Origin of the sequence: Mycolicibacter hiberniae (assembly GCF_010729485.1) — a bacterium.
GTDB lineage: Bacteria > Actinomycetota > Actinomycetes > Mycobacteriales > Mycobacteriaceae > Mycobacterium > Mycobacterium hiberniae.
In genome coordinates this window covers 4,011,547-4,035,791 of sequence record NZ_AP022609.1, presented here as the reverse complement: position 1 = coordinate 4,035,791, position 24,245 = coordinate 4,011,547, and the positions used below count along the sequence as shown (strand labels likewise).

21 protein-coding genes, 1 tRNA gene, 1 other RNA gene and 1 pseudogene are annotated in these 24,245 nt (G+C 68.4%); 11 read left to right on the top strand and 13 right to left on the bottom strand.

Annotation, left to right across the window (positions count from 1 at the left end; all coding sequences use genetic code 11):
• Positions 1-12: 12 nt before the first annotated feature.
• The gene (locus G6N14_RS18775; protein ID WP_085136258.1) at positions 13-1,392 is read left to right on the top strand and encodes an FAD-binding oxidoreductase; all 1,380 of its coding nucleotides are present in this window, start codon (positions 13-15) and stop codon (positions 1,390-1,392) included.
• Positions 1,389-2,693: a class I SAM-dependent methyltransferase gene (locus G6N14_RS18770; RefSeq protein ID WP_085136257.1), complete on the top strand. Its 1,305-nt coding sequence runs from the start codon at positions 1,389-1,391 to the stop codon at positions 2,691-2,693. The genes G6N14_RS18775 and G6N14_RS18770 overlap by 4 nt, the downstream gene beginning before the upstream one ends.
• A 108-nt stretch (positions 2,694-2,801) precedes the next feature.
• Here the strand turns inward: G6N14_RS18770 and G6N14_RS18765 are convergent, their stop codons facing one another.
• On the bottom strand, positions 2,802-4,016 hold the full coding sequence (locus G6N14_RS18765; RefSeq protein ID WP_109559851.1) for an FAD-dependent oxidoreductase: 1,215 nt from the start codon (positions 4,014-4,016) through the stop codon (positions 2,802-2,804).
• Between the two features lie 165 nt (positions 4,017-4,181).
• Between G6N14_RS18765 and G6N14_RS20690 the strand changes: the two genes are divergently transcribed.
• Entirely contained in the window at positions 4,182-5,468 is a 1,287-nt protein-coding gene (locus G6N14_RS20690) for a class I SAM-dependent methyltransferase (protein WP_085136255.1), read from the top strand.
• 1 nt (position 5,469) lies between these two features.
• On the opposite strand, the pseudogene G6N14_RS18755 reads toward G6N14_RS20690, so the two are convergent.
• From G6N14_RS18755 to ffs, 4 genes and pseudogenes are all read right to left on the bottom strand, one after another.
• Positions 5,470-7,379 (bottom strand): annotated as a pseudogene (locus G6N14_RS18755) (DNA polymerase III subunits gamma/tau).
• Positions 7,380-7,433: 54 nt separating this feature from the next.
• Entirely contained in the window at positions 7,434-8,045 is a 612-nt protein-coding gene (locus G6N14_RS18750; RefSeq protein ID WP_085136253.1) for a CHAP domain-containing protein, read from the bottom strand.
• A 95-nt stretch (positions 8,046-8,140) separates the two neighbouring features.
• On the bottom strand, positions 8,141-9,415 hold the full coding sequence (locus G6N14_RS18745) for an aspartate aminotransferase type Ic (protein ID WP_085136252.1): 1,275 nt from the start codon (positions 9,413-9,415) through the stop codon (positions 8,141-8,143).
• Positions 9,416-9,445: 30 nt separating this feature from the next.
• An RNA gene (gene ffs / locus G6N14_RS18740) (signal recognition particle sRNA small type) lies at positions 9,446-9,540 on the bottom strand.
• A gap of 147 nt (positions 9,541-9,687) precedes the next feature.
• On the opposite strand from ffs, the gene G6N14_RS18735 reads away from it, so the two are divergent.
• The 3 genes from G6N14_RS18735 (at position 9,688) to G6N14_RS18725 (ending at position 10,985) form a co-directional block, all read left to right on the top strand.
• Positions 9,688-9,773 (top strand) — tRNA-Ser (locus G6N14_RS18735).
• 81 nt (positions 9,774-9,854) lie between these two features.
• A complete protein-coding gene (locus G6N14_RS18730) occupies positions 9,855-10,571 on the top strand; it encodes a lipid uptake coordinator LucA (RefSeq protein WP_085136251.1) in 717 nt (238 codons plus the stop codon).
• Between the two features lie 30 nt (positions 10,572-10,601).
• A complete protein-coding gene (locus tag G6N14_RS18725; RefSeq protein WP_085136250.1) occupies positions 10,602-10,985 on the top strand; it encodes a DUF4226 domain-containing protein in 384 nt (127 codons plus the stop codon).
• Positions 10,986-11,028: 43 nt separating this feature from the next.
• Here the strand turns inward: G6N14_RS18725 and G6N14_RS18720 are convergent, their stop codons facing one another.
• The 3 genes from G6N14_RS18720 to G6N14_RS18710 all read right to left on the bottom strand — a co-directional run bounded on the left by G6N14_RS18720 (position 11,029) and on the right by G6N14_RS18710 (position 15,031).
• Positions 11,029-11,496: a DUF5078 domain-containing protein gene (locus tag G6N14_RS18720; protein WP_046316061.1), complete on the bottom strand. Its 468-nt coding sequence runs from the start codon at positions 11,494-11,496 to the stop codon at positions 11,029-11,031.
• A gap of 212 nt (positions 11,497-11,708) precedes the next feature.
• Positions 11,709-14,615, bottom strand: a complete 2,907-nt coding sequence (locus G6N14_RS18715; protein WP_085136249.1) for an MMPL/RND family transporter — start codon at positions 14,613-14,615, stop codon at positions 11,709-11,711.
• A complete protein-coding gene (locus tag G6N14_RS18710) occupies positions 14,612-15,031 on the bottom strand; it encodes an MmpS family transport accessory protein (protein WP_085136248.1) in 420 nt (139 codons plus the stop codon). The genes G6N14_RS18715 and G6N14_RS18710 overlap by 4 nt, the downstream gene beginning before the upstream one ends.
• A gap of 131 nt (positions 15,032-15,162) precedes the next feature.
• Here G6N14_RS18710 and G6N14_RS18705 point away from each other — a divergent pair, with 131 nt between their 5' ends.
• On the top strand, positions 15,163-15,828 hold the full coding sequence (locus tag G6N14_RS18705; protein ID WP_085136247.1) for a TetR/AcrR family transcriptional regulator: 666 nt from the start codon (positions 15,163-15,165) through the stop codon (positions 15,826-15,828).
• Position 15,829: 1 nt separating this feature from the next.
• On the opposite strand, the gene G6N14_RS18700 is transcribed toward G6N14_RS18705, so the two are convergent.
• The 3 genes from G6N14_RS18700 to G6N14_RS18690 form a co-directional block, all read right to left on the bottom strand.
• Positions 15,830-16,846 carry a DNA polymerase domain-containing protein gene (locus G6N14_RS18700; RefSeq protein ID WP_085136246.1) on the bottom strand — a complete coding sequence of 339 codons (1,017 nt, stop codon included), beginning with the start codon at positions 16,844-16,846 and terminating at the stop codon, positions 15,830-15,832.
• Between the two features lies 1 nt (position 16,847).
• Positions 16,848-17,891 (bottom strand): ATP-dependent DNA ligase, encoded by a 1,044-nt coding sequence (locus G6N14_RS18695; RefSeq protein ID WP_085136282.1) that lies wholly within the window; start codon positions 17,889-17,891, stop codon positions 16,848-16,850.
• A gap of 302 nt (positions 17,892-18,193) precedes the next feature.
• Entirely contained in the window at positions 18,194-19,099 is a 906-nt protein-coding gene (locus G6N14_RS18690; protein WP_085136245.1) for a haloalkane dehalogenase, read from the bottom strand.
• Between the two features lie 77 nt (positions 19,100-19,176).
• On the opposite strand from G6N14_RS18690, the gene G6N14_RS18685 reads away from it, so the two are divergent.
• From G6N14_RS18685 to G6N14_RS18680, 3 genes are read left to right on the top strand one after another with little or no spacing between them, the layout of a single operon-like run.
• Positions 19,177-19,593: a DUF302 domain-containing protein gene (locus G6N14_RS18685; protein WP_085136244.1), complete on the top strand. Its 417-nt coding sequence runs from the start codon at positions 19,177-19,179 to the stop codon at positions 19,591-19,593.
• A gap of 22 nt (positions 19,594-19,615) precedes the next feature.
• Positions 19,616-19,750 (top strand): DUF8730 family Cys-rich protein, encoded by a 135-nt coding sequence (locus G6N14_RS21315; protein ID WP_264079878.1) that lies wholly within the window; start codon positions 19,616-19,618, stop codon positions 19,748-19,750.
• Between the two features lie 34 nt (positions 19,751-19,784).
• Positions 19,785-21,626, top strand: coding sequence for a fatty acyl-AMP ligase (locus G6N14_RS18680; RefSeq protein ID WP_234808956.1), 1,842 nt, complete (start codon positions 19,785-19,787; stop codon positions 21,624-21,626).
• Here G6N14_RS18680 and G6N14_RS18675 read toward each other — a convergent pair.
• A complete protein-coding gene (locus G6N14_RS18675) occupies positions 21,623-22,096 on the bottom strand; it encodes an NUDIX hydrolase (RefSeq protein ID WP_085136280.1) in 474 nt (157 codons plus the stop codon). The two genes, G6N14_RS18680 and G6N14_RS18675, sit on opposite strands and share 4 nt — an antisense overlap.
• 2 nt (positions 22,097-22,098) lie before the next feature.
• Entirely contained in the window at positions 22,099-23,463 is a 1,365-nt protein-coding gene (locus G6N14_RS18670; RefSeq protein ID WP_085136243.1) for a WS/DGAT/MGAT family O-acyltransferase, read from the bottom strand.
• Positions 23,464-23,512: 49 nt separating this feature from the next.
• Here G6N14_RS18670 and G6N14_RS18665 point away from each other — a divergent pair, with 49 nt between their 5' ends.
• Positions 23,513-24,244 carry an Rv3717 family N-acetylmuramoyl-L-alanine amidase gene (locus G6N14_RS18665; RefSeq protein ID WP_085136242.1) on the top strand — a complete coding sequence of 244 codons (732 nt, stop codon included), beginning with the start codon at positions 23,513-23,515 and terminating at the stop codon, positions 24,242-24,244.
• Position 24,245 lies beyond the last annotated feature (1 nt).

Genomic DNA, 24,245 nt, shown 5'->3' with positions numbered 1-24,245 from the left:
GCGTGGAAAGTGATGTCCGTTCGGCCGGCCGATACACCGACATCCCACACGCGGGGGGTGCAACGCCTGCTGGACAGCTACCGGAACATCCCCGCTGACGCAGCGGTCCGGCTGGCCAAGCCCACCTCCAACCTGTTTCGGGCACGCGCCAAGCGCCAAGGCCCCGGCCTGGACACCTCCGGGCTGGTCAGCGTCCTCGCCATCGACGCGGAGAACCGGACCGCCGACGTCGACGGCATGTGCACCTATGAGGATCTGGTCGCCGCCACCCTCCCCTACGGCCTGGCCCCGCTGGTGGTCCCGCAACTGAAGACGATCACGGTGGGCGGCGCGGTCAGCGGCCTGGGAATCGAGTCGGCATCGTTTCGCAACGGGCTCCCCCACGAGTCGGTGCTGGAAATGGACGTGCTGACCGGAGCGGGCGAACTGCTCACGGTGTCGCGCGGGCAGCATGAGGATCTGTTCCACGCCTTTCCGAATTCCTACGGGACCCTGGGATATTCGACCCGACTGCGCATCGAACTGGAAGCCGTCAAGCCCTTCGTCGCATTGCGGCACATCCGCTTCGACTCCCTGGGCGAGCTGGTGTCGACGATGGACCGCATCATCGACACCGGCGGGCTGGACGGAGTCCCGGTGGACTACCTCGACGGGGTGGTCTTCAGCCCGCGGGAGAGCTACCTGTGTGTCGGTATCGCGACCGACTCGCCCGGCGCGGTCAGCGACTACACCGGCCAGCAGATCTACTACCGCTCGATCCGGCATGGCGGCGGCATCAAAGACGACCGGCTGACCATTCACGACTACCTCTGGCGCTGGGACACCGACTGGTTCTGGTGCTCGCGGGCGTTCGGGGCGCAGCGCCCCCTGATACGCCGGTGGTGGCCGCGGCGCTACCGGCGCAGCAGCGTCTACTCGAAACTGATCGCCTACGACCAGCGGTTCTCCATCGCCGACCGGATCGAAAAGCGGCATAACCGCCCACCGCGGGAGCGCGTGGTGCAAGACATCGAGGTCCCGCTGGAACGCTGCGGGGAATTCCTCGACTGGTTCTTCGCTCACGTGCCGATCGAGCCGGTGTGGTTGTGCCCACTGCGGTTGCGCGGCGACGAACAGTGGCCGCTGTACCCGATCCGGCCCAACCGCACCTACGTCAACGTCGGATTCTGGTCCTCGGTCCCGGCGGGTGCCACCGAAGGCGCCACCAACCGCCTCATCGAAGCCCAGGTGAGCGAACTCGACGGCCACAAGTCGCTGTACTCCGACGCCTACTACTCCCCCAGCGAGTTCGACGAGCTCTACGGCGGGGCGACCTACCGGGCGATCAAGCAGACCTACGACCCCGATTCCCGGCTTCTGGACCTCTACGCCAAGGCGGTGCGACGACGATGACGATCGAAAGCGAACAGCTGCGCATTGCAACCGGCCGCCTGAACCTCGCCCAGGTTCTGGAGACTCTGACCACCGACAACCACCTGCCGCTGCGTTTCACCGCCTACGACGGCAGCAGCACCGGACCCGACGACGCACCGCTGGGCCTGGAGCTGTTGACCCCGCGCGGCACCACCTACCTGGCCACCGCTCCAGGCGATCTGGGAATGGCCCGCGCCTACGTCGCCGGCGACCTGGGCGTGCACGGCGTGCACCCGGGCGATCCCTACCTGTTGCTCAAGGCGCTGGCCCACGAACTGCACTTCAAACGGCCCTCGCCGCGTGTGCTGGCCAACATCGTGCGCTCGATCGGCATCGAGCACCTGGTGCCGATCGCCCCGCCACCCCAAGAGTCCCTGCCCCGGTGGCGACGCGTCGCGGAAGGTTTGCGGCACAGCAAATCCCGTGATGCCGAGGCCATTCACCATCACTACGACGTGTCCAACGACTTCTACGAGTGGGTGCTGGGCCCGTCGATGACCTACACCTGTGCCGTCTACCCCCACCCGGAGGCGACACTGGAGCTGGCCCAGGAGAACAAGTACCGGCTGGTCTTCGACAAGCTGCGGCTGTCCGCCGGCGACACCCTGCTCGACGTGGGATGCGGCTGGGGCGGCATGGTGCGCTACGCGGCCCGGCAGGGAGTGCGCGCCATCGGCGCCACGCTCTCGGCGGAGCAGGCCCGATGGGCCCAGCGCGCGATCGCCGACGAGGAATTGTCCGAGCTGGCCGAGGTGCGGCACTGCGACTACCGCGATGTCGACGAGTCCGGCTTCGACGCGGTCTCCTCGATCGGCATGACCGAGCACATCGGCGTCGCCAACTATCCCGCATATTTCGGGTTCCTGAAGTCCAAGCTGCGTCGCGGGGGGCTGCTGCTGAATCACTGCATCACCCGGGCGGACAACAAGTCCAATGTGACGGCAGGCTATTTCATCGACCGCTACGTCTTCCCCGATGGGGAACTGGCCGGGTCTGGCCGCATCATCAGCGAGATCCAGGACGCCGGCATGGAAGTGCTGCACAACGAGAACCTGCGCAACCACTACGAGCTGACCCTGCGCGATTGGTGCGCGAATCTGGTGGCGCACTGGGATGACGCGGTCGCCGAGGTCGGGTTGGCCACCGCCAAGGTGTGGGGCCTGTACATGGCCGGCTCCCGGCTGGGCTTCGAAAACAACGCGATTCAGTTGCACCACGTGCTCGCGGCCAACGGGGCCGGTGCGCAGAATCTGCCGCTGCGGCCGTGGTGGCGGCCCTAGCGGCGATCGCAAGCGCGGCGAAGCCGGGCGCCGCGGGTCGCCGCCATCAGGCCCCGCGGCGATCGCAAGCGCGGCGAAGCCGGGCGCCGCGGGTCGCCGCCATCAGGCCTAGCGGCGCGCGAAATCCGGCGCGCGTTCGGGGCGCACTCCCACCCCCACCAGATAGGCCGGAACAGCCGCCAGCCACGGCAATACGGCCAACACGGTGCCCGCGGCCGCCGGCGGGCTCAGATCCTCACCTCGCAGGATCGGGTTCAGCGCTCGGTGGGCCACCCGCTGAATCGACTGGGTGACGACGGTGGGAAATTCCCGGCGGCGTTGCACGGCGGCGAGGTCACGCCGACTCACCCGGCCCTGCCGTAGCGGTTCGGCCAGAATCCGCGCCGCGGCCACCGCGTCCTGCACCGCCAGGTTGATACCGACACCGCCGACCGGGGACATGGCATGCGCGGCGTCCCCGATACACAGCAGTCCATCAATGCTCCAGTGCCGCAACCTGTTGACCCGCACATCGAGGTGTTTGACGTCGTCGAGGCTGCGCAGCGCCTCCACCGAGTCCGCGGCCTCGGGAATGAGCGCGACCACCTCGCGCCGGAAGGCCTCGATGCCGCGCGCCCGCACGTCTGCGTCGGTACCCTTGCGGCCCAGATAGGCGACCTGAAAGTAGTTGTCCCGCGGGATCATGATCGCGACGCCACCCCGGCCGAGGCGTGGCAGCAGGGTGGGCTGGGCGGCGGCGTGGGTGGGCAGGCGAAACCACCACACGTCGAAGTTCACCGGGAACTCCCGCGAGTGCAGGCCCGCTTCGTGCCGCGCGACCGACGAACGGCCGTCGCAGGCCACCGTGAGATCGGCGCGCAGCTCGCCGGGTCCGTCGGCGCCGAGATAGCGGACCCCGGCCACCCGCCCGTTCTCGTGCAACAGTCCGGTGACCTCGGTTCGCATGCGCAAGGTGAATGTCGGCTCGGCCTGGGCGGATTCGGCGAGCAGATTGAGCAGGTCCCACTGCGGCACCATCGCGATGTAGGGGTGCGGCTGGCGGCGCAACCGGCCGAAGTCGACCACGGTGGTGTCGCGTCCGCCGATGTCGAGCCGGACTTGGTGAATCTCGCTGTGCGCCAACGCCGAAAAGCGCTCCCAGAGGCCGAGTTCGTCGAGGAGTCGCAGGGTGCTGGGGTGCACGGTATCGCCGCGGAAGTCGCGCAGGAAGTCGGAGTGCTTCTCCAGCAGCGTTACCCGCACGCCGGCTCGCGCCAGCAGCAGGCCCAGGACCATACCGGCCGGCCCACCACCGACGATCGCGCACGTGGTGGTGTCAGTCACGCCAGCCCACGCTACCGGGCAGACAACGGACAGCACGCCATACGGGTTTCTTTGCGGTTCCGCGGCGCTCTTGCTCAGCGGATGGGCCGGCCCTAGGCTCTTTGGCAGGCGATGCCCACCGCGGGGGGGGCGGGCCATTGTCGGTATCGCCGGGGGGATGCGGCGATGACGGTTACCCAGACAGACCGCCTCGGCTTGGCCGAGGTTTTGATGCTGCTCGCCGGCGGCGGGCCGCCGCCGTTGCGGATCTCGGCCTATGACGGCAGCAGCGTCGGACCGCCGGATGCGACCCTGGGCGTGGAGTTGCTGACTCCGCGCGCCACCAACTACCTGGCCACCTCGTTGGGGCAACTCGGGATCGCCCGCGCCTACGTGGCGGGGGACCTGGAACTGCACGGGGTGCATCCGGGCAATCCGTATCCGGTGCTCAACGCGCTGACGGATCTGGAGTTCAAGCACCCGTCACCGCGGGCACTGGCCAATATCGTCCGGTCCATCGGGTTGAAGAACCTCAAGCCGATCGCGCCGCCACCCGAGGAGGCGCCGCCCAAGTGGCGCCGGGCAGCCGAGGGACTGCGGCACTCCAAAACCCGTGACGCCGATGCGATCCATCACCACTACGACGTCTCCAACACCTTCTACGAGTGGGTGCTGGGTCCGTCGATGACCTACAGCTGCGCGATCTACCCGACGGCCGATGCCACCCTGGAGCAGGCCCAGGAGAACAAGTACCGGCTGATCTTCGAAAAGCTGCGCCTGCAGCCCGGTGACCGCCTGCTCGACGTGGGCTGCGGCTGGGGCGGCATGGTTCGGTATGCCGCCCGCCGGGGCGTCCACGCCCTGGGGGTGAGTCTGTCCGCCCAGCAGGTGGCGTGGGCGCAGCGCGCCATCGCCGACGAGGGTCTGTCGGAGTTGGCCGAGGTCCGCCACTGCGACTACCGCGATGTGCGCGAGACCGGCTTCGACGCCGTTTCGAGCATCGGGGTCAGCGAGCACATCGGGGTGAAGAACTACCAGACCTTCTTCGGCTGCCTCAAGTCGAAGGTGCGCACCGGGGGGCTGCTGCTCAACCAATGTGTGACACTGCCGGACAACTCGATCTACCGGGGCGACGCCTTCACCGACCGGTATGTCTTTCCCGACGGGGAGATCACCGGCTCGGGACGGGTGATCTCCGACATCCAGCAGACCGGACTCGAGGTGCTGCACGAAGAGGATTTCCGCCACCACTACGCGATGACGCTGCGGCAGTGGAGCAGCAACCTGGTGTCCCACTGGGACGAAGCCGTCGCCCAGGTGGGGCTGGGCCGGGCCAAGGTGTGGGGACTGTACATGGCGGCGTCGGTGCTGTGCTTCGAGCGCAACCTGTTTCAGCTGCACCAGGTGCTGGCCAGCAATGTCGACGGCGACGGCGACGACGATCTGCCGCTGCGGCCCTGGTGGCAGCCCTAGATCACTCGCCCCGGACGGGGCGGGCGCCCAGCTCGTTCTGCAACAGCTCCAGCGCCACTTCTTCGGGATCGCGCCGCGGCAGCGCCTCTCGTCGGCACGCCGCGCCGACTCCATGTCGACCTCGGCGAGCGCGGGCGCACGGCCCGCTTCCGGGGCCGGGCTACCGGCTTCGCACCGCACCCGCCAGTTCACCCCGAGGGCGTCCTTGAGTGCCTCGGTGATGACCTCGGCGTTGCGCTGTTCGCACAGCCGCCGGGCCAGTGGCGCGGATTCGTGGGTCAGCACCAGGGTGTTGCCGTCCAGCGCGCGCACGGTCGCACCGGCCAGCATCACCTCGGTGGTGCGGCTGCGCTGACGCACCTTGTCGCGCACCGTGGTCCACATCGCGCGGACGGCCGCCACGTCCGGCTCACCGGGGGTAGCTGCCGCCGCGGGTGCCGGCGCGGCTTCGGGGACTGGCCGCGGCGCGGGTGCGGGTTGCGTTTCTGAAACCGGTACAGGCGCCGGTGCGGGTGCAGCAGGTGAGGCAGACGGTGCCGGCGGGGCTACCGGGGCTGCCGGGGCTGCCGGGGCTGCCGGCTCCGGCGCCGGCGCCGGCGGTGCTACCGGCACGGGTTCGGGCTCGGCGGCGCGGGACGAGCGGCGGGTGAACTGTTTGGCCGCCTGCGCGGCTTCGGCTGCCGCCGGCGGCGCCCCCGCGGGGGCGCCGGGCCGTGCCAGCGCCGCGGGAATCGACATGTCGAGGCGGCCCTCGATGCGTTCGATCCGTTGCAGCAGTGCGGCTTCGGTGTCCGACGCCGACGGCAACAGCAGCCGGGCGCACACCACCTCGAGCAGCAGCCGGGGTGCTGTCGCACCGCGCATCTCGCCGAGGCCGGCGTGCACCACCTCGGCAAAGCGGGCCAGGGTGGCCGGGCCCAGCCGGGTGGCCTGCTCGTGCATGCGCTCCAGCATGTCTTCCGGCGCATCGACCACACCCTTGGCCGCCGCGTCGGGGACGGCCTGCAGCACGATCAGGTCCCGGAACCGCTCCAGCAGGTCGACGGCGAACCGGCGCGGGTCATGGCCGGCGTCGACCACCGATTCCACCGCACCGAACAGCGACGCGGCGTCCCCTGCCGCCAAGGCGTCGACCGCCTCGTCGATCAAGGCGACGTCGGTGGCGCCCAGCAGGCCCAGCGCCCGCTGGTAGTGGACGTGGCTGATGTCGGGGCTGTCGGGCATCGGCTCGGAACCGGCCAGCAGTTGGTCGAGCACCGACAAGGTGTCCCGCGGCGATCCCCCGCCGGCACGGATCACCAGGGGATAGACCGCGTCATCGACCGCGACTCGCTCCTGCGCGCAGATCCGCCCGATCAACTCACGCATGGTCCGCGGCGCCAGCAGCCGGAAAGGGTAGTGGTGGGTGCGGGACCGGATGGTCGGCAGCACCTTCTCGGGCTCGGTGGTGGCGAAGATGAAGATCAGGTGGTCGGGCGGCTCCTCAACGATCTTGAGCAGCGCGTTGAAACCCGCGGTGGTCACCATGTGCGCTTCGTCGATGATGAAGATCCGGTAGCGCGACTGAGCCGGGGCGTAGAAGGCGCGGTCCCGCAGATCGCGGGTGTCGTCGACACCGCCGTGGCTTGCCGCGTCCAGTTCGACGACGTCGATGCTGCCGGGCCCGTTGGGGGCCAGCGCCACGCACGAGTCGCAGGTTCCACACGGCGTCGGCGTGGGGCCCCCGGCACAGTTCAGCGACCGGGCCAGGATGCGCGCCGACGAGGTCTTGCCGCAGCCCCGAGGCCCCGAGAACAGGTAGGCGTGGTTGATCCGGCCCGCCGACAAGGCGGTGCACAGCGGTTCGGTGACGTGTTCCTGCCCCACCACTTCGGCGAAGGTTGCCGGCCGGTATTTGCGGTAGAGCGCCACGCCAGCAGGTTACTTGCTCGGGCCGACGGCGGTGCAGGCCCCGCAGGCACAGCGCTAAAGCTTCGGGCGCAGATAGCCCAATGTGTTGTACAGGGGGTTGTAATCGCGCCAGTTCAGCGTCACGAACAGCCGGCCGCCGGAGTTCTGTTCGGCCGCCTCATAGCTCAGCAGGGGACCGCTGCCGCGGACATCGGTGACCACCGCAGCGTGCCCGTGCTCGCTGACATACCCACCCGGGCCGTAGACGACGATGTCCCCGACCTGGGGCTCGTTGAGACCGCCGGCGAACGGAACCTGGTCGAAGAACTGGGCCAGTCCATTGGTGGGGAAATGTTCGTAGAGGTCGAAGGCGTTGCCGCTGGGGTCTCTGTTGCGCCACGAGGCACCCACCGCGTGGATGTACTCCTGGACCAGCGGGTAGCACTGGCCGTCCCCGTACATCACGGGATGCCCCAGTCCGGCATCGGCGGCGGCCCGCCGAAAGACGTCGAGCTCCTGGGCGACCCGCGGCGGCATCGCCGACAAGGCGGTGTCGGGGGCGATGTCCAGCGCCTGCGCGGAGGAGACGTCGAGAACGGGATCTGCCAGTACGGCGGGTGCCTGCGCGAGCGCGCTAAGACCTATCGCCAGCGCCGCGCAGCCGCCGACACCGAACTTGATCGCCATTCCTCGGGCCTCCACCGGACTCTCGACAGCCTTGCTGACACAACTTCGGTGAATGCTAGGCGGCGGCTCCGGCGCGGACGCCGGTTTCGGCACGCTCAGCCCAACATGTGCTCGGCGGCGGCCAGCAGCGCGCAGGTGGCCAGACCGTCAACGGCGTCGCGCAGATCGTCGGTGGACGGGAACGACGGGGCGATCCGGATGTTCTGGTCCTCGGGGTCCTTGCGGTACGGGAAGGACGCCCCGGCCTCGGTGACCGCGATACCGGCGTCCTTGGCCAGCGCGACGGTGCGGCGCGCCGTGCCCGGCCAGACGTCCAGGCTGATGAAGTAGCCGCCCTTGGGGTCGGTCCACGACGCGATCTTGGCGTCGGCGAGGCGCCGCTGCAGAATCTCGGCGGCCATCGCGAACTTCGGGGCCAGGATCTCCTGGTGACGGCGCATGTGCACCCGGACGCCGTCGGCGTCGCCGAAGAACCGCAGGTGGCGAAGCTGGTTGACCTTGTCCGGTCCGATCGAACGCTTGCCGGCGTACTGCAGGTACCAGGCGATGTTGCCCAGTGAGCCACCGAAGAAGCTGACACCGGCGCCGGCGAAGGTGATCTTCGAGGTGGAGGCGAACACGTACGGCCGGTTGGGGTTTCCCGCGGCGGCGGCCAGGCCGAGCACATCGATCTGGTGCGGAAACTCGGTGGTCAGGGTGTGCACCGCGTACGCGTTGTCCCAGAACAGCCGGAAGTCCGGCGCGGCGGTCTTCATCTGCACCAGCCGGCGCACCGTTTCCCAGGAATAGGTGATGCCGGTCGGGTTGCCGAACACCGGCACCGTCCACATGCCCTTGATCGCGGGGTCGGCGGCGACGAGTTCCTCGATCAGGTCGACGTCCGGGCCGTCCTCGCGCATCGCCACGGGGATCATCTCGATGCCCAGCGTCTCGGTGATCGCGAAGTGCCGGTCATAACCGGGGACCGGGCACAAGAACTTCACGACCGGCTCCTGGGCCCACGGACGCGGCGAGTCCACGCCCCCGTGCAGCATCGAGTACACGACCACGTCGTGCATGAACTCGAGGCTGGCGTTGTTGCCGGCGATCAGGTTGGGCACCGCGATGCCGAGCAGCTCCCCGAAAATGGCCCGCAGCTCGGGCAGGCCCTGCAGGCCGCCGTAATTGCGGGTGTCGGTGCCGTCGTCGGTCCGGAAGTCGTCGGGGCCGGGCAGAGCCAGCAGCCCGTTGGCCAGGTCGAGCTGTTCCGGCGCCGGCTTGCCGCGGGTGAGGTCCAGGGACAGCTTCTTGGCCTGCAGTTCGGCGTAGTCCCGCTGGTAGCGCTCATGCTGCGCGGTCAGGTCGGCACGGTTGAGGGATTGCAGCGACACGGGTGCGCCTTTCAGCGTCGAAGGCCCGACATGAGGGGACCCCGCGCACCCGCCAGAGCCCATTGACCCTTGCTGCCTTCCGGCCCTGGGGGAGTTCACAGGATGGACGCCGCGCGGGGTCCGCCCGCAAGTCTAGCGGTGGTCGCGAGCGCGGCGAAGCCGGGCGCTGCGGGCCACCGCCATCGGGCACAGCGGTGGTCGCGAGCGCGGCGAAGCCGGGCGGAAATGAGCAGCGTGCGGAGCTCGCCCGGGGTTCAGCTACCATTGCCGACGGAGGATTCGCCTAGTGGCCTATGGCGCTCGCCTGGAACGCGGGTTGGGTTAATAGCCCTCAGGGGTTCAAATCCCCTATCCTCCGCACCCGATTCAGGTGCGGCCGGACCGAACGATCAAGGTCCGGTCGCACCTGAATCACTAGCTGACGAGCATGGGAGGTGGCGTGAGTCGTACCGTCGCCACGGTTTGGCACGCGTCACTCGCAACACTGGCCGCCATCCTCTACTTCCTCTTCGTGCTGCCCCGATGGTGGGAGCTGACCGGCTTCAGCCCGCACACGCTGGGCACCGTGATGCGGGTGCTCCTGGGCGTGCTGATCGGGGCGATGGCACTGCCGGTGACCGCAGTGCTGAAGCAGGCCCGCAAGCCGGAGTTCGGCACCCCGCAGCTGGCGCTGACTCTGCTGACCGGCTCAATCGTGGCGCACGCGGTGGCCGCCGTGATGATCGCCGGCACCGCGGTCAGCGAGATCTGGCTGTCGCTGGATGACGCGGGCATGTGGTTGTTCGGCATCTACGGGGCCGCGGCCGCGATCGCCCTGTTGGGCATCGGCGCGTTCTACCTGGCGTTTGTCGCCGAGATGCCGCCGCCACCACCGAAACCGATCAAGCCGAAGGCGGAAAAGCAGCGCAAGCGCCGGCGGGACAAGAAGGCCGACGCCGCGGAGGCCGAGGACTCGGACACCGACGAAGACACCGGCGACGACGAGACCGCTGACGACACCGACGAGACCGCTGCGGCCGACGAAACCGCCGACGAGACCGCCGACGCCGAAACCCCCGAGGGCGAATCGGCGGGCGAGGAAGCACCCGAGACGGCCGGCGCCACGGCTGACAAACCGCGCCCGTCCGGCAAGCGGCGGGCGAAAAAGGACAACTGAGTCCGATCCGGCCCGACTACCCTGAGCGCTATGGCCGAGAATCCCGGAACCTCCGCGGATGCGTCACGCGCGCGCCACGACGCGCTTGCGCGGCAGTTGGCGGCGTCGGCAGCAGCCGACCAGGAGTTTCAAACGCTGCTGCGGCAGGCCGTGCAGAGCAACGCCGATGCCCGGCAGCGTCTGGATGCCATCGAGGCCGAGGTCCGCGAATCGGCCGAGACCTGGCCGGGGCTGGACACACCCGCCGGATCCCGCCAATTCCAGCGGTTCCTGACCGCCAAGACCCACGAGGTTCACCGGGTGGTCTCCGATGCGGCGACCGACAACCAACACCGGGCTCAGCAGGCGCGGGCCCTGACCCGCCGCTACCAGCTCGCCGGAGGTGACGGCGAGGGGCTCAGCGCGAACACGTGATGCCCGAGTCCGGGCGGGCGTGCGGCGGCCGGTGGTCTTGCCGCTAGGGCTTGGGGGCCCAGTCCCACACCGACATGTCGTCGCGGGGGTACTGATCGCAGGCTGTTGTCGACTTCGCGACGACGCCCTTGTTGTTGAAGAAGATCTTGGCGTGGTTGGGCCAGGCCACGGTCAGCGGGTCGGCGAAATTGGTCGCCAGCTCCTCCGAGTAGGCCCGGCGCTGCTCGGGGCTGAGCGAGAAGAACCAGTGCATCTTGTCGATGGTGGCCTGCTGCACCTGCACCGGCTTGTTGTGCATGTCGATCATGTAGCGCTCGTAGTAGATCGGCGACAGGTCACGGCTGGCGGCCAGCATCTGCTCGGCACTGCAGTCGGTGTGGATCACCCGCCGCGGGATCGGGAAGTCGTCGGTTGCGTCGGCGGAGGCGGTCGCAGGAAGCAACACGGCGGCCACCGCCGCGCCTGCGGCAGCAGCGGCCACGGCGGCCCCGCGGAGAGTCGAGCGGTGCATACGCATGCGATCCACTGTAGCCATTCCCCCGGTCCTTTCCTCTGTGAGTTTGTCGAGCACCAAAACCCGCCGATAAGCCACTGAGCGGGGCGATCCGGCGAGGTGGGTGCGGCGGCGGAGGGCCGTGGCGCTCCCGGGCGCGATGCCCAATGCTACATAACTTTAGCCATGCTACCTAATTAGTTTTCGGCCTCCGGTGCCGTGAGCAGCCGCTACCGGTTGGCCAGATTCTCGGTCGTTTCGGCGTCCTCGCCGCGCGCGCGGGCGGCAACGGCTCGGTGCCGGGCCGCTTTCCCGCCCACGTGGGGCAGCACGTTGATGGGCCACCAGAACCAGCGGCCCAGCAGCGCCGCTATCGACGGCGTCATGAACGCCCGCACGATCAGCGTGTCGAACATCAACCCCAGGCCGATGGTGGTGCCGATCTGGCCGATGATCTGCAGGTCGCTCACAGCCATCGAGGTCATGGTGAAGGCGAACACCAACCCGGCCGACGTCACGACCTTGCCGGTGCCGCCCATCGCCCGGATGATGCCGGTCTGCAGTCCGGCGTGCATCTCTTCTTTGAAGCGTGACACCAGCAGCAGGTTGTAGTCGGAGCCCACCGCCAGCAGGATGATCACCGACATCACCAGCACCAGCCAATGCAGCGGCACGCCGATGAGGTACTGCCAGAACAGCACCGCCAACCCGAACGAGGCGCCGAGCGACAGCGCCACCGTGCCGACGATCACCAGCGCGGCGATCAGTGCCCGGGTGATCAGCAGCATGATGATGAAAATCAGGCACAGCGAAGCGATTCCGGCGATCAGCAGGTCGTAGTTGGAACCGTCGTGCATGTCCTTGAACAGCGATGCGGTTCCGCCGAGATAGATCTTGGCGTCCTCGAGGGGCGTTCCCTTGAGCGCTTCCTCCGCGGCGACGCGGATCTTGTCGATGTGCGAAATTCCTTCGGCCGTGGCCGGATTGCCGCGGTGCGAGATCATCATCCGGACGGCCTTACCGTCTGGGGAGAAGAACATGTTCATCGCACGCTTGAAGTCGGGGTTCTCGAAGACCTCCGGCGGCAGATAGAACGAATCGTCATTCTTGGACTCGTCGAACGCCTTACCCATCGCGGTGGCGTTCTCGCTCATCTCGTCCATCTGCTCGAAGATGCCGGACATGGTGCTGTGCATCGTCAGCATCATCGTCCGCATGGTTTCCATGGTCTCGATCATCGGCGGGAAGGTGGTCAGCATCTGCGGCATGAGGGCATCCATGTCGCCCATGTGCGCGATCATCTTGTCCATGCTGTCGCTCATCGGATCGACGCTGTCGACCACGTCGAACGCCGAGCGCAGCGAGAAGCAGATGGGGATGTCGTAGCAGTGCGGTTCCCAGTAGAAGTAGTTGCGGATCGGACGCCAGAAGTCTTCGAAATCGGCGATGTGGTCGCGGATCTCGTAGATCTGCTGCTGCAGGACGTCCATGTCGCCGACCATCTCGTGGGTGGTGCCGGCCAGTTGGCTCATGTAGCCGTACATCTGGCGCATGGTGGCGATGGTCTGCGCCATCGCCTCGGCCTGGGTCAGCATGTCGTCCATGCGCTTCTTCTGGAACTGCATGGTCTGGAGCTGGCCGGCGTTCTGCATGCTGATCTGGAACGGGATCGAGGTGTGTTCCAGCGGCGTCCCCTGCGGGCGGGTGATCGCCTGAACCCGCGAGATCCCGACGACCTTGAACACCGACTTGGCCAGCTTGTCGATGATCAGGAAGTCCGACGGGTTCCGCATGTCGTGGTCGGACTCGATCAGCAAGACCTCCGGCAGCATCCGGGACTGCGAGAAGTGCCGGTCCGCCGCGGAGAAGCCTTCGTTGGCGGGGATGTCGGCCGGGATGTATTTGCGGTCGTCGTAGGCCGGGGCGTATCCGGGCAGGGTCAGCAGGCCGACGGCCGCGACCGCCAGCGAGGCGACCAGCACCGGGCCGGGCCAGCGGACGATCACCGTGGCGACCCGCCGCCAGCCGCGGGTGCTGGTGGCGCGCTTGGGGTCGAACAGGCCGAACCGGCTGCCGACGGTGATGAACGCCGGGCCCAGCGTCAACGCCGCCAGGACCGAGATGGTCATTCCCACGGCGCAGGGGATGCCCAGCGTGACGAAGTAGGGCATGCGGGTGAAGTGCAGGCAGAACACCGCTCCGGCGATGGTCAGCCCCGAGCCCAGGATGACGTGAGCGACACCCGCGAATGCGGTGTAGTACGCCGATTCCCGGTCTTCGCCGGCCTGGCGCGCCTCGTGGTAGCGGCCGATCAGGAAGATCGCGTAGTCGGTGCCGGCGGCGATCGCCAGCGACACCAGCAGGTTCACCGAGAACGTCGTCAGTCCGACCCAGTGGTGATGGCCCATGAACGCCACCACGCCGCTGGCGGCGTTCATCTCCATATAGACCATGCCCAGCAGCAGCACGACCGTGGTGATCGATCGGTAGACCAGCAGCAGCATGGTCAGGATCACCAGAATGGTGACCGCCATCATCTTGAACATCGACTTGTCGCCGGCATGGTTCATGTCGGCGGCCAGCGCCGCGGTGCCGGTGACATAGACGGTCAGCCCCGGCGGGGTCTCGACGGAGTCCACGATGTCGCGGACCGCCTCGATGGATTCGTTCGCGGCGGACTGCCCGATGTTGCCGACCAGGTTCAATTGGACGTAGGTGGCTCTGCCGTCGGGACTTTGGGCGCCGACCGCGGTCATCGGATCGCCCCAGAAATCCTGGATGTGCTGGACGTGTGCGGTGTCGGCGCGCAGCTTGTCGACCAGTTCGGCGTAGTAGGCGTGCTCAGCATCACCCAGCTCGTGGTCGGCCTCGAGCACGATCATGGCGGTGCTGTCGTAGTCCGACTCCTGGAAGACCCGGCCCATCTCGGTCATGGCCAGCATGGAGGGCGCGTCTGCGGGGCTCGCCGAGACGGCGTTCTGCTTGCTGACCACCTCCAGGGGCGGAACGGTGGCCACCAGGACCCCGATCAGGGCCAGCCAGCCCAGGATGATGGGTATGGCGAATCGCCGAATGGTGCGTGCGATGAACGGTCGGTGAGGCTGCGCGCCGGCGCCGTGGGTTTCGGGCCCGCTCATGCGGCCTTCAGCAGGCAGAACGTGTAGGCGTTCACCTGGTTGGAGATACGTTCGGCCTTGACCTCGCCGTCGACGGTGATGCGGCAGCCGATGCTGTCACTGTTGCCCTGCGCCATGATGCTGCCCACCACGGAGGGGAGCGTGGTGACGATGTCCAGATGCCACGGCAGCGGGACGTCCTGGACGCGTTGCGGCTCGGAGTTGACGTCGAAATAGCTGATGTCGGCGACTGTTCCGGGCGGTCCGAAGATTTCGTAGGTCAATCGCTTGGGGTTGAAGGGCTTGGTCTCGTCGAGTTGGCCGTCGGAGTAGGAGGGGCGTTTCTCGGAGCCGAACAAGCCGTGGATACGCGTAACCGTGAATGCGGCGACACCGGCCACGGCCAGTATCACCAGGGGTATCCACACCCGACTCAATACCTTGATAATCGGAGTCCCCTTCGCCAAGCATCTTTGGGTACCCTAACCCACGTTCACGAGCGTAAGCGCACGCTACAGCACTTCCGCGGAGACCTGCAACGCACATCGTGTGCGTTATCCTCGTCGCTGTGCGTCAGGCGACCTTCCAACGCGCCCGCAGCGAGGAGAAGAAGCGCCAGCGGGCCGAAGCGCTGATGGAGGCAGCCCGATCGGTCGCGTCCGAGACCGGAGTCGCGTCGGTGACGCTGACGGCTGTCGCCGGTCGCGCCGGAGTGCACTATTCGGCGGTACGGCGCTACTTCAGCTCCCATAAGGAAGTACTGCTCCGGCTGGCGGCCGAGAGCTGGGAACGCTGGGAATCCCACGTCTGCACGGCACTGAGCGAGCCCGGCCCGATGTCCCCGGCACGTGTCGCGACCACCCTGACCAGCGGATTGGTCGCAGACCCGCTGTTCTGCGACATGCTGGCCAATCTGCACCTGCATCTGGAACATGAGGTCGACGCCGACGTCGTCGTCGAGGTCCGGCGGAAGAGCACCGCGGCGGGACTGGCCATGGCCGACGCCATCGAGCGTGCCCTGCCCAGTCTCGGCAAGGAAGGCGCCCTGGACCTGCTGCTGGCCTCGTACTCGCTGGCGGCGCCGTTGTGGCAGATCGCCCATCCCTCCGCGGACCTCGCCGACGCCTACGCGTTGGAGGCTCAGGTTCCCCCGGATTGGAATTTGAACTTCACCACCGCTTTGACCCGACTACTCACCGCAACCTGCATCGGACTGCTGTCCTCCCCGAAATGACTCAGTCTGATCTTTCCCGGCTCGGCTGCACCCGTTTGGGTTCGCCGGGCATTTTCGGATAGTTCGGCGGGTAGGGCAGGTCGCCGAGCCCGCGGGCCTCGTCGTCGGCCGCCAGGGCCAACAGCGGGTCGAGGGACTGTTCGACGTCATCTATGGCGCTCCAGGGATCGCCGCGCCGCGCGATCAAGTCCGGCACCGTGGCGATGGTGTAGTCGTCGGGGTCGGCTCCGGACAACTCGTCCCAGGTCAACGGGGTCGAGACGGTGGCGATCGGCGTGGCCCGCGCCGAATAGGCCGATGCCATGGTGCGATCGCGGGCGTTCTGGTTGAAGTCGACGAAGATCCGCGCGCCGCGTTCTTCCTTCCACCACGACGTGGTGACCGCCTCCGGCGCGCGCCGCTCCACTTCGCGGGCCAGCGCAATACCGGCCCGGCGGACCGCGACGAAGTCCCAGTCGGTCTTGATCCGCAGATACACGTGCAGGCCGCGACCACCGGAGGTCTTGACGTGGCCGATCAGCCCGAGTTCGTCGAGCAGCGGGCGCAGCACCTGCAGCGCGACCGCTCGGGCCTCGTCGAATCCGGTGCCGGGCTGCGGGTCCAGGTCGATCCGCAGCTCGTCGGGGTGGTCGGTGTCACCGCAGCGCACCGGCCAGGGGTGGAAGGTCACGGTGCTCATCTGCACCGCCCACAGGATGTCGGCGGGCCGGGTGACCTTCAGAGCATCGGCAGTACGCCCGGACGGGAACGTGACCCGGCAGGTCTCCAGCTCCGGTGGGTGCCCCTTGGGCAGTCGTTTCTGGTAGACCTCGGCGCCGTCGATGCCGTCGGGGAACCGTTGCAGGTGGCTGGGCCGGTCGGCCAGGGCATGCAGCAGCGGGCCACGCGCCACCGCCAGGTAGTACGCGGCCAGCGCCCGCTTGGTGCCCCCGGCGCCCAACCGGGGGAAATAGACCTTGTCGGGGCTGGTGAGCCGGACCGGGACACCGTCGACGTCCAGCACCTCGGGCTCGGCCATGTCAGGTCGCCAACACGTCGGCGAGGTCGTAGTTCAGCGGCACCTCAAGCTGGTCGAAGGTGCAGCTGGCCGGGTCCCGATCGGGGCGCCACCGCAGCAGCTTCACGGTGTGCCGGAAGCGGTTTCCTTCCATCTGGTCGTAGGCGACCTCGGCGACGCGCTCCGGCCGGATCGGAATCCACTGCTTGTCGGCCGCCGAGTTCCACCGGCTGGGCTCGCCGTCGCGGACGTCACCGATGCGCAGCGGCTCCAGCTCGCGGTGCAGCGCCAGCCGGTCGGCGTCGCTGAACGAGGCCGCACCGCCGACCATCGCGAGCTCGCCGTCGGGACGGTAGAGCCCCAGCAGCAGCGAACCGATACCCGCACCGCTCTTGTGGATGCGGTATCCCATCACCACGCAGTCGGCGTCGCGGTGGTGCTTGATCTTGACCATCTCCCGCTTGCCCGGCAGATACGGCCCGTCGGTCCGCTTGGCCACCACCCCGTCCAGCCCGGCACCCTCGAAGGTGATGAGCCAGCGCATGGCCTGCTCGGGGTCCTCGGTGGCGCGGGTGACATGACAGCTGGCGCCACCGGTGATCAGCTCGGACAGGGCCGCCCGCCGCACCCGAAACGGCTCGTCGAGCAGGGCGGTGTCGCCGGCGGCCAGCGCGTCGAAGGCGATGAACTGCGCCGGCGTCTGTTCGGCCAGCAGGCGCACGCGGCTCTGGGCGGGATGAATGCGCTGACTCAGCGAGTCCCAGTCCAGCCGGGTGCGGCCGCCGATCTGGCGCGGCACCACCACCTCGCCGTCGAGCACGCAACGCGGGGCGACTTCGGCACGCACTGCGTCCAGCAGTTCGGGAAAGTAGCGGCTCAGCGGTTTGCCGTTGCGGGACTGCAGCAGCACGTCGTCGCCGTCGCGAAACACGATGGCACGAAAGCCATCCCATTTCGGTTCGTAGGACCAGGCTCCGACTGCCCCGTCGTCGGCGGGAACCTTGGCCGCCGCCTTGGCGAGCATCGGAGCCACCGGCGGGGCCACGGGCAGGTCCATAGTGTCCATGATGGATGCTGCGACCTCGTCTGTCACAGAATTCACGGCGCAGCGGGTGATGTGTCTATTGCCCACCTCTGAGCGACAAACCGCAGCCCGCCCGCGCCGGACTGGCGACGTTGTCGCTCAAAGGCGGGCAGACATCACAATGCCTCTCCGGCGGGATCACTCCCCAGCGGAAGCTCCCCGGCGGGATCACTCCCCCCGGCGGACGCTCCCCGGCGGGATCACTCCCCGGCGGACGCTCCCCGGCGGGAGCCCTCTCCCCCGGCTGACGCGCCCCAGCGAGACCCCTCCGGGGGCGCACACCGTCAGCGGCGCAGGAACTCCACCACGTGGCGCGCGAGCTCTTCGCCGGCATCCTCCTGCAGGAAATGCCCGGCGTTTTCGATCACCGGGTGAGAGCGACCCCGCGCACCGGCCATCGTGCGCTGGAAGATCGGCCCCATGGCGCCGGTGATCGGGTCGCTGTCGCTGAACGCGACCAGCATCGGGATCTGCGAAGCGCACAGCGCGGCCCACGCCACCCGGTTGGCCGCGGCCGCGGGATCCTCGGGGGTGGTCGGGATCAGCGACGGCATGGTCCGCGGTCCCACGCAATACCTGTCGTCGGGGAACGGGGCGTCGTAGCCGGCCCGCACCTCATCGCTCATCGACCGACGGCACCCGGCCTGCACGAACCGGCCGACGTCGATCGTGGGCGCGGCCTGGATCGCCTCCCGGAAACGCCACCAGACCTCCGGCATCGCGATGTCGCCGGTGGGCAGTCCGGTGTTGGCCACGACGACGCCACGGAACCGGTCCGGGTTCTCCGCCAGCACCCGCAGCCCGATCAGCCCTCCCCAGTCCTGGCACACCAGGGTCACCCCATGCAGGTCGAGGACGTCGAACGCCAGCGCGCGCATCCACTCGACGTGGCGTGCATAGGTGTGGTCGTGAGCGCGGGCCGGCTTGTCGGACCGGCCGAACCCGACCAGATCCGGGCAGATCACCCGATATCCGGCCTTCGCCAGGATCGGCATCATCTTGCGGTACAGGAACGACCACGACGGCTCACCGTGCAGCATCAGAACCGGTTCGCCGTCCTCGGGACCGTCGTGCACCCACGCCACCCGCAGCGTGCCGCCGTCATCGTCGTCGAGGTCGCAGAACTGCGGCGGGTAGGCGAAATCCGGGAGGCCGGCGAACCTGTCCTCGGGCGTGCGCAGGGTGTGCATGCGGTGACGATACCGGGCGGGTATATACCCCCGGGGGTGTCTGATACACTGATCGCATCCCAACCGAGGAGGTTCCCATGTCCGTGGCATTGAGCACTGCGGTGACCGGCGCCGATTTCGACGCGGTTACCGAAAAAACGCGAGAGGTTCTGAAAGACAACGGCTTCGGCGTGTTGACCGAGATCGATGTGCAGGCCACGCTGAAAGCGAAGCTGGGCGAGCAGATCGAGCGCTACCTGATCCTGGGCGCCTGCAACCCGCCCCTGGCGCACCGCGCCGTGACGGCCGAGAAGCGCATCGGGGTGCTGCTGCCGTGCAACGTCGTGGTCCGCGAGGACACCGAGCACCCGGGCACGGTGCTGGTGGAGGCGATGAACCCGCAGCTGATGGCCGAGATCGTCGACAACCCGGCGCTGGCGGAGATCGCCGCCGAGGTGAGCGAGAAGATCCGCAACGTCATCGATACTCTGGCGGTTGCGTTTCGCGCCACCTGACGCCACCTGAAAGGAGCCGCCGATGTGCTATCCCGTGCCGTGTCGGGTCTGCGGCAAGATCACCTGGGACGGCTGCGGCGACCACATCGCCGACGTACGCGCGCAGGTGCCGCCCGATCAGTGGTGCGCCGGCCACGCGGAGTCGCCCCGCTCCTAGCCCCGCCGCGGGCCGCACGCATTATGGTGTCTGGATGCCAGAGCAGTTCATGCCAGACGCCCACACCTTAGTGGACATGCTGCGGATACAAGCCGACCGGTATGGGGACAAAGTCGCGTTCCGCTTCGCCCCGGACGGCAATAACGTCACGGCCAGCCTGACGTATCGGGAACTCGACGCCAAGGCTCGGGCGGTGGCGGCCGACCTGCAACGCCAGGGTGCCGCCGGGCAGCGGGTGCTGGCGATCTGCCGACCGGGCCTGGACAGCATCATCAGCATTTTCGGCTGCTTTTACGCCGGGGCGATCGCGGTGCCGGTCGACACCCCCCTGGCCCGCCTGAAACTGGTCGCACCCGACGCGCGGCCCATCTTCGCGGTGGCGACCTCCACCACGCAGACCCAACTTCGGATGGCGGCCGCCGATGTGCCCGGTATGTCGGCGCTGCGGTGGTCTGCCACCGACCAAGACCTCGCCCCCGAAGCGTGGCAACCGCCCGACATCGACCCGAGCACCACGGCGATGATCCAGTACACCTCCGGTTCGACCAAATCACCCAAGGGCGTCGTGGTGACGCACGGCAACCTCATGCACAACCTGGAGTCCATCCGCCGGGCCTACCACGGCAACGAGCATGAGACAGCCGTCTACTTCCTGCCGCAGCAGCACGACATGGGACTGATCGGCGGAGTCCTGGAGATGATCTACGTCGGCTGCACCACCGTCTTGATGTCACCGATCGTCTTCTTCCAGCGGCCCATGGCGTGGCTGGAGGCCATGTCCCGGTTCAAGGCCAACACGACCGCAGCACCCAACAGCGCCTACCGGTTGTGCGTCAAAAACAGCACCCCCGACGAGCGCGCGGCACTGGACCTGTCGCACTGGACCACCGCCGCAAGCAGTTCCGAGCAGATCCACGCGTCGACCATTCAGGAGTTCGCCGACGCGTTCGCTCCGGCGGGATTCCGCATCCAGTCGTTTCTGCCGTGCTACGGCCTGGCCGAGGCCACCCTGCTGGTCTCGGCAGACCCCACTCCTGACGTCGCCGGTGTGCGCTACGTCGACAGCAAGGCGCTCAGCGAGAACCGCGCCGTGGACGTCACCGCCGACACCGCCGCGGTCGCGGTGGTCAGCTGCGGCCCACCGGTCTACGGCCAACGGGTCGTGATCGCCGACCCGGAGACCCGTCGCTGTCTCGGACCGGACGAGGTCGGCGAGATCTGGGTGTCCGGGCCCAGCGTTGCGCAGGGTTACTGGGCACGGCCGATAGAGAACGCGCACACCTTCGCCGGATTCCTGTCCGACACCGACGAAGGCCCCTTTCTGCGCACCGGCGACATGGGATTCCTCTGCCAGGGCGAGGTGTTCGTCACCGGGCGGTGGAAGGACCTCATCACCATCGGCGACAGCACCTACTACCCCAACAACATCGAGCCGACGGTGCAGGCCAGCCATCCGGGGCTGCTGGCGGACCGCGGCGCGGTCTTCTCGGTGCAACCGAAACCGAATGGCGACACCCGACTGGTGGTCGTGCAGGAACTGGACTTTCGGCAGCAGGTCGCCGAGAGCGAGTACGACGCAATCATGGAGTCCATCCGAGCGGCGGTCCGCGAGCAGCACGGCCTAGTGACCCACGACGTGTTGCTGGTGCCGGCGATGCGGGTGCCCACCACCTCAAGCGGCAAGATTCAGCGGGGCGAATGCCGGCGACAGTTCCTCGCCGGCGAACTGAATCCGCTGGCGCAGTGGCATGCCGCAGCCGCGCCCGCCGTGCAGTCCGCGCAGGCAACGGGCGCGAGCACGCTGGCCCGGATGATCGTCTCCAGCTTGGCGCAGCGGCGTTCGCAGCAACAGGGAACGCCGCCGCCCCAGGGCTAGGGCTCGATCCCCAGGTGACCCGTCAACCGGTCCAGGGCGAGGCGCTGTCCGGCCAATAGTTTGACGCGCGCCTGCTCGATCGGGAACCAGCCGACCCGGTCGACCTCGGGAAACTCTCGAAGCTTCCCCGACCGCGGCGGCCACTCCAGTTCGAAGGTGTTGCTGCGTGCGCCGGTGACATCCAGATCGCCGCACACCGCGAACACCGTGACCAGTTTGCCGCCGGCCTGACGCAGCACGCCGAGCTCGGTCCGGGCACCGTCGGGCGGCTCCAGGCCGATCTCTTCGGCGAATTCCCGGCGCGCGGTCTGCCACGGGTCCTCGCCGTCGGGTTGCTCCCCCTTGGGGATCGACCATGCGCCGTCGTCCTTGCGCGCCCAGAACGGTCCGCCGGGGTGGGCGATCAACACCTCGACGCCACCGCCGGTCCCCCACCGGTACAGCAGCAGTCCGGCGCTGCGCCTGGCCACGCTCACACACCCACAGCGCGTTCCAGGTCTTCCAGCGCGGTGTCCAGGTGCCCCAGCAGCCGTTGCAGGTGCGGAACCGAGCGCCGGCAGCCGACCAGCCCGAAGTCGAGGTTGCCGGCGTTGCTGATCACCGTGATGTTCAGCGCCTGCCCATCCAGGGCGATCGACATCGGGTAGTTGCCGTCGAGGCGGGCGCCCCGCCAGTACAGCGGCTCCGCCGGGCCGGGCACGTTGGAGATGACGACGTTGAACGGCGGCTTGGCCACCGAGACGAAGCCCGGGACGGCGGCCAGCGCCAACGGCGCCATGTTGGCCGCCGACAGCGCCAGCGCCTGAGCGCGCGGCAGCTCGCTGAACACCTTCTTGTTGCTGCGGGTGGACTCGCTGATGGTCGCCAGCCGCGCAGCGGGGTCGCTCAGGTCGGTGGCCAGGTTGCACAAGATGGTGCCGACCAGGTTGCCGCCGGAGTCGGCCTCGGCTTCGGTGCGCAGGCTCACCGGGACCATCGCCACCAGCGGATGCTCCGGCAGGGCATCGCGCTCGTCGAGGTAGGCGCGCAGCGCCCCGGCGCACATCGCGAGCACCACGTCGTTGAGGGTGACCCCCGCCGCCCGTTTGATCGCGGCCACGCGGTGCACCGGCCAGGACTGCGCCGCGCAGCGGCGGGCACCGCCGATCTTGACGTTGAGCATGGTGCGCGGCGCTTCGAACGGCAGGGTCAGCTGCTGCTCGAGCAGCGCGGCACGCGCCAATTTCACCGTCGAGGGCCCCAGGGCCGCAGTGTCTTTGACCAGCTGAGCCAGTTCGCCCAGCCGGGACGGGGCGGGACGGCGCGGCCGCGACGAGGGCCGGACCGTCCACGGGGTCCGCAGCTGGGGATCGCGCGGATCGGTCGAAAGGGTGCGGCCCAGCAGCCGCAAAAGCGAGACACCGTCGATCAGGCTGTGGTGCACCTTGACGTAGACGGCGAACCGGCCGTCGTTGAGGCCTTCGACCACGTGGGCTTCCCACAGCGGGCGGTGCCGGTCGAGCAGGCTGCCGTGCAGCCGTGAGGTCAGCTCCAGCAGATCGCGCACCCGGCCCGGCACCGGCAGCGCCGAACGCCGCACGTGGTACTCCAGGTCGACGTCGTCGTCGTCGTCGAAGGCCCAGGCCACGCTGGAGACTCCCCCGAGCGGCGACGCCGGGCGCTTGCGGAAAGCCGGCTGCAGGTCCCGGGCACCCAGCATGTCCCGGTAGATCTCGCCGACGAACTCCAGCCCGGCGCCCTCGGGCGGCTCCAGCAACATCAGCCCGCCGACGTGCATCGGATGCTCACGCGTCTCGGTCAGAAGGAATACTGAATCGAGCGGTGACATCAGCTGCATCGATCTATTACACCCCGGCCCACCCGTTGCCGCTTGCTAGTCTTGGCCCGTGCGTCGCCGGACCGTTGTCTGTGTCGCCTCGGCCGCGTGCTTACTCGCGGTCGGCATCGTGGCGCCCACCGCTTCGGCCGATCCCGGCGTCGCCGGCAAGACGGTGTTTCTGGACCCGGGGCACAGCGGCGCCAACGACGCTTCGAGCTCCCGGCAGGTTCCCAACGGCCGCGGCGGCACCAAGCCGTGCCAGACCAGCGGAACCGCAACCGACGCCGGCTACCCCGAACACAGCCTGAACTGGGACGTGACCAACCGGATCCGGGCGCAACTGGAGAGCCTGGGCGTGCACACCGAGCTCTCCCGCGGTGACGACTCCTCGCCCGCCCCGTGCATCGACGCCCGGGCCGCCGCGGCCAACGCCGCGCGCCCGGACGCGATCGTGTCCATCCACGCCGACGGCGGGCCGGCCTCGGGCCGGGGCTTTCACGTCAACTACTCCAGCCCGCCGCTCAACGACGCCCAGTCCGGCCCAGCCGTGGCGCTGGCCGGCGACATCCGGGATGCCCTGAGCGCCGCCGGGATCGCGCCGTCGAGCTACCTGGGCGCCGACGGCCTCTACGGGCGGGCGGATCTGGCCGGGCTGAACCTGGCCGAATATCCGGCGGTGCTGGTCGAGCTGGGCAACATGCGCAACCCGCAGGACGCGGCGCTGTTGGACAGCGCCGACGGGCGAGCGCAGTACGCCGCGGCGGTCGCCACGGGAATCGTGGCCTACCTGAGCAGGTGAA

What these genes read in the sequence shown, in the direction of transcription:
- G6N14_RS18775 (WP_085136258.1), top strand. Translation starts at nt 13, where the DNA reads ATGTCCGTTCGGCCGGCCGATACACCGACATCCCACACGCGGGGGGTG.
- G6N14_RS18770 (WP_085136257.1), top strand. Translation starts at nt 1,389, where the DNA reads ATGACGATCGAAAGCGAACAGCTGCGCATTGCAACCGGCCGCCTGAAC.
- G6N14_RS20690 (WP_085136255.1), top strand. Translation starts at nt 4,182, where the DNA reads ATGACGGTTACCCAGACAGACCGCCTCGGCTTGGCCGAGGTTTTGATG.
- G6N14_RS18750 (WP_085136253.1), bottom strand. Translation starts at nt 8,045, where the DNA reads ATGGCGATCAAGTTCGGTGTCGGCGGCTGCGCGGCGCTGGCGATAGGT.
- G6N14_RS18725 (WP_085136250.1), top strand. Translation starts at nt 10,602, where the DNA reads ATGGCCGAGAATCCCGGAACCTCCGCGGATGCGTCACGCGCGCGCCAC.
- G6N14_RS18720 (WP_046316061.1), bottom strand. Translation starts at nt 11,496, where the DNA reads ATGCACCGCTCGACTCTCCGCGGGGCCGCCGTGGCCGCTGCTGCCGCA.
- G6N14_RS18715 (WP_085136249.1), bottom strand. Translation starts at nt 14,615, where the DNA reads ATGAGCGGGCCCGAAACCCACGGCGCCGGCGCGCAGCCTCACCGACCG.
- G6N14_RS18700 (WP_085136246.1), bottom strand. Translation starts at nt 16,846, where the DNA reads ATGGCCGAGCCCGAGGTGCTGGACGTCGACGGTGTCCCGGTCCGGCTC.
- G6N14_RS18695 (WP_085136282.1), bottom strand. Translation starts at nt 17,891, where the DNA reads ATGGACACTATGGACCTGCCCGTGGCCCCGCCGGTGGCTCCGATGCTC.
- G6N14_RS18690 (WP_085136245.1), bottom strand. Translation starts at nt 19,099, where the DNA reads ATGCACACCCTGCGCACGCCCGAGGACAGGTTCGCCGGCCTCCCGGAT.
- G6N14_RS18685 (WP_085136244.1), top strand. Translation starts at nt 19,177, where the DNA reads ATGTCCGTGGCATTGAGCACTGCGGTGACCGGCGCCGATTTCGACGCG.
- G6N14_RS21315 (WP_264079878.1), top strand. Translation starts at nt 19,616, where the DNA reads ATGTGCTATCCCGTGCCGTGTCGGGTCTGCGGCAAGATCACCTGGGAC.
- G6N14_RS18680 (WP_234808956.1), top strand. Translation starts at nt 19,785, where the DNA reads ATGCCAGAGCAGTTCATGCCAGACGCCCACACCTTAGTGGACATGCTG.
- G6N14_RS18670 (WP_085136243.1), bottom strand. Translation starts at nt 23,463, where the DNA reads ATGCAGCTGATGTCACCGCTCGATTCAGTATTCCTTCTGACCGAGACG.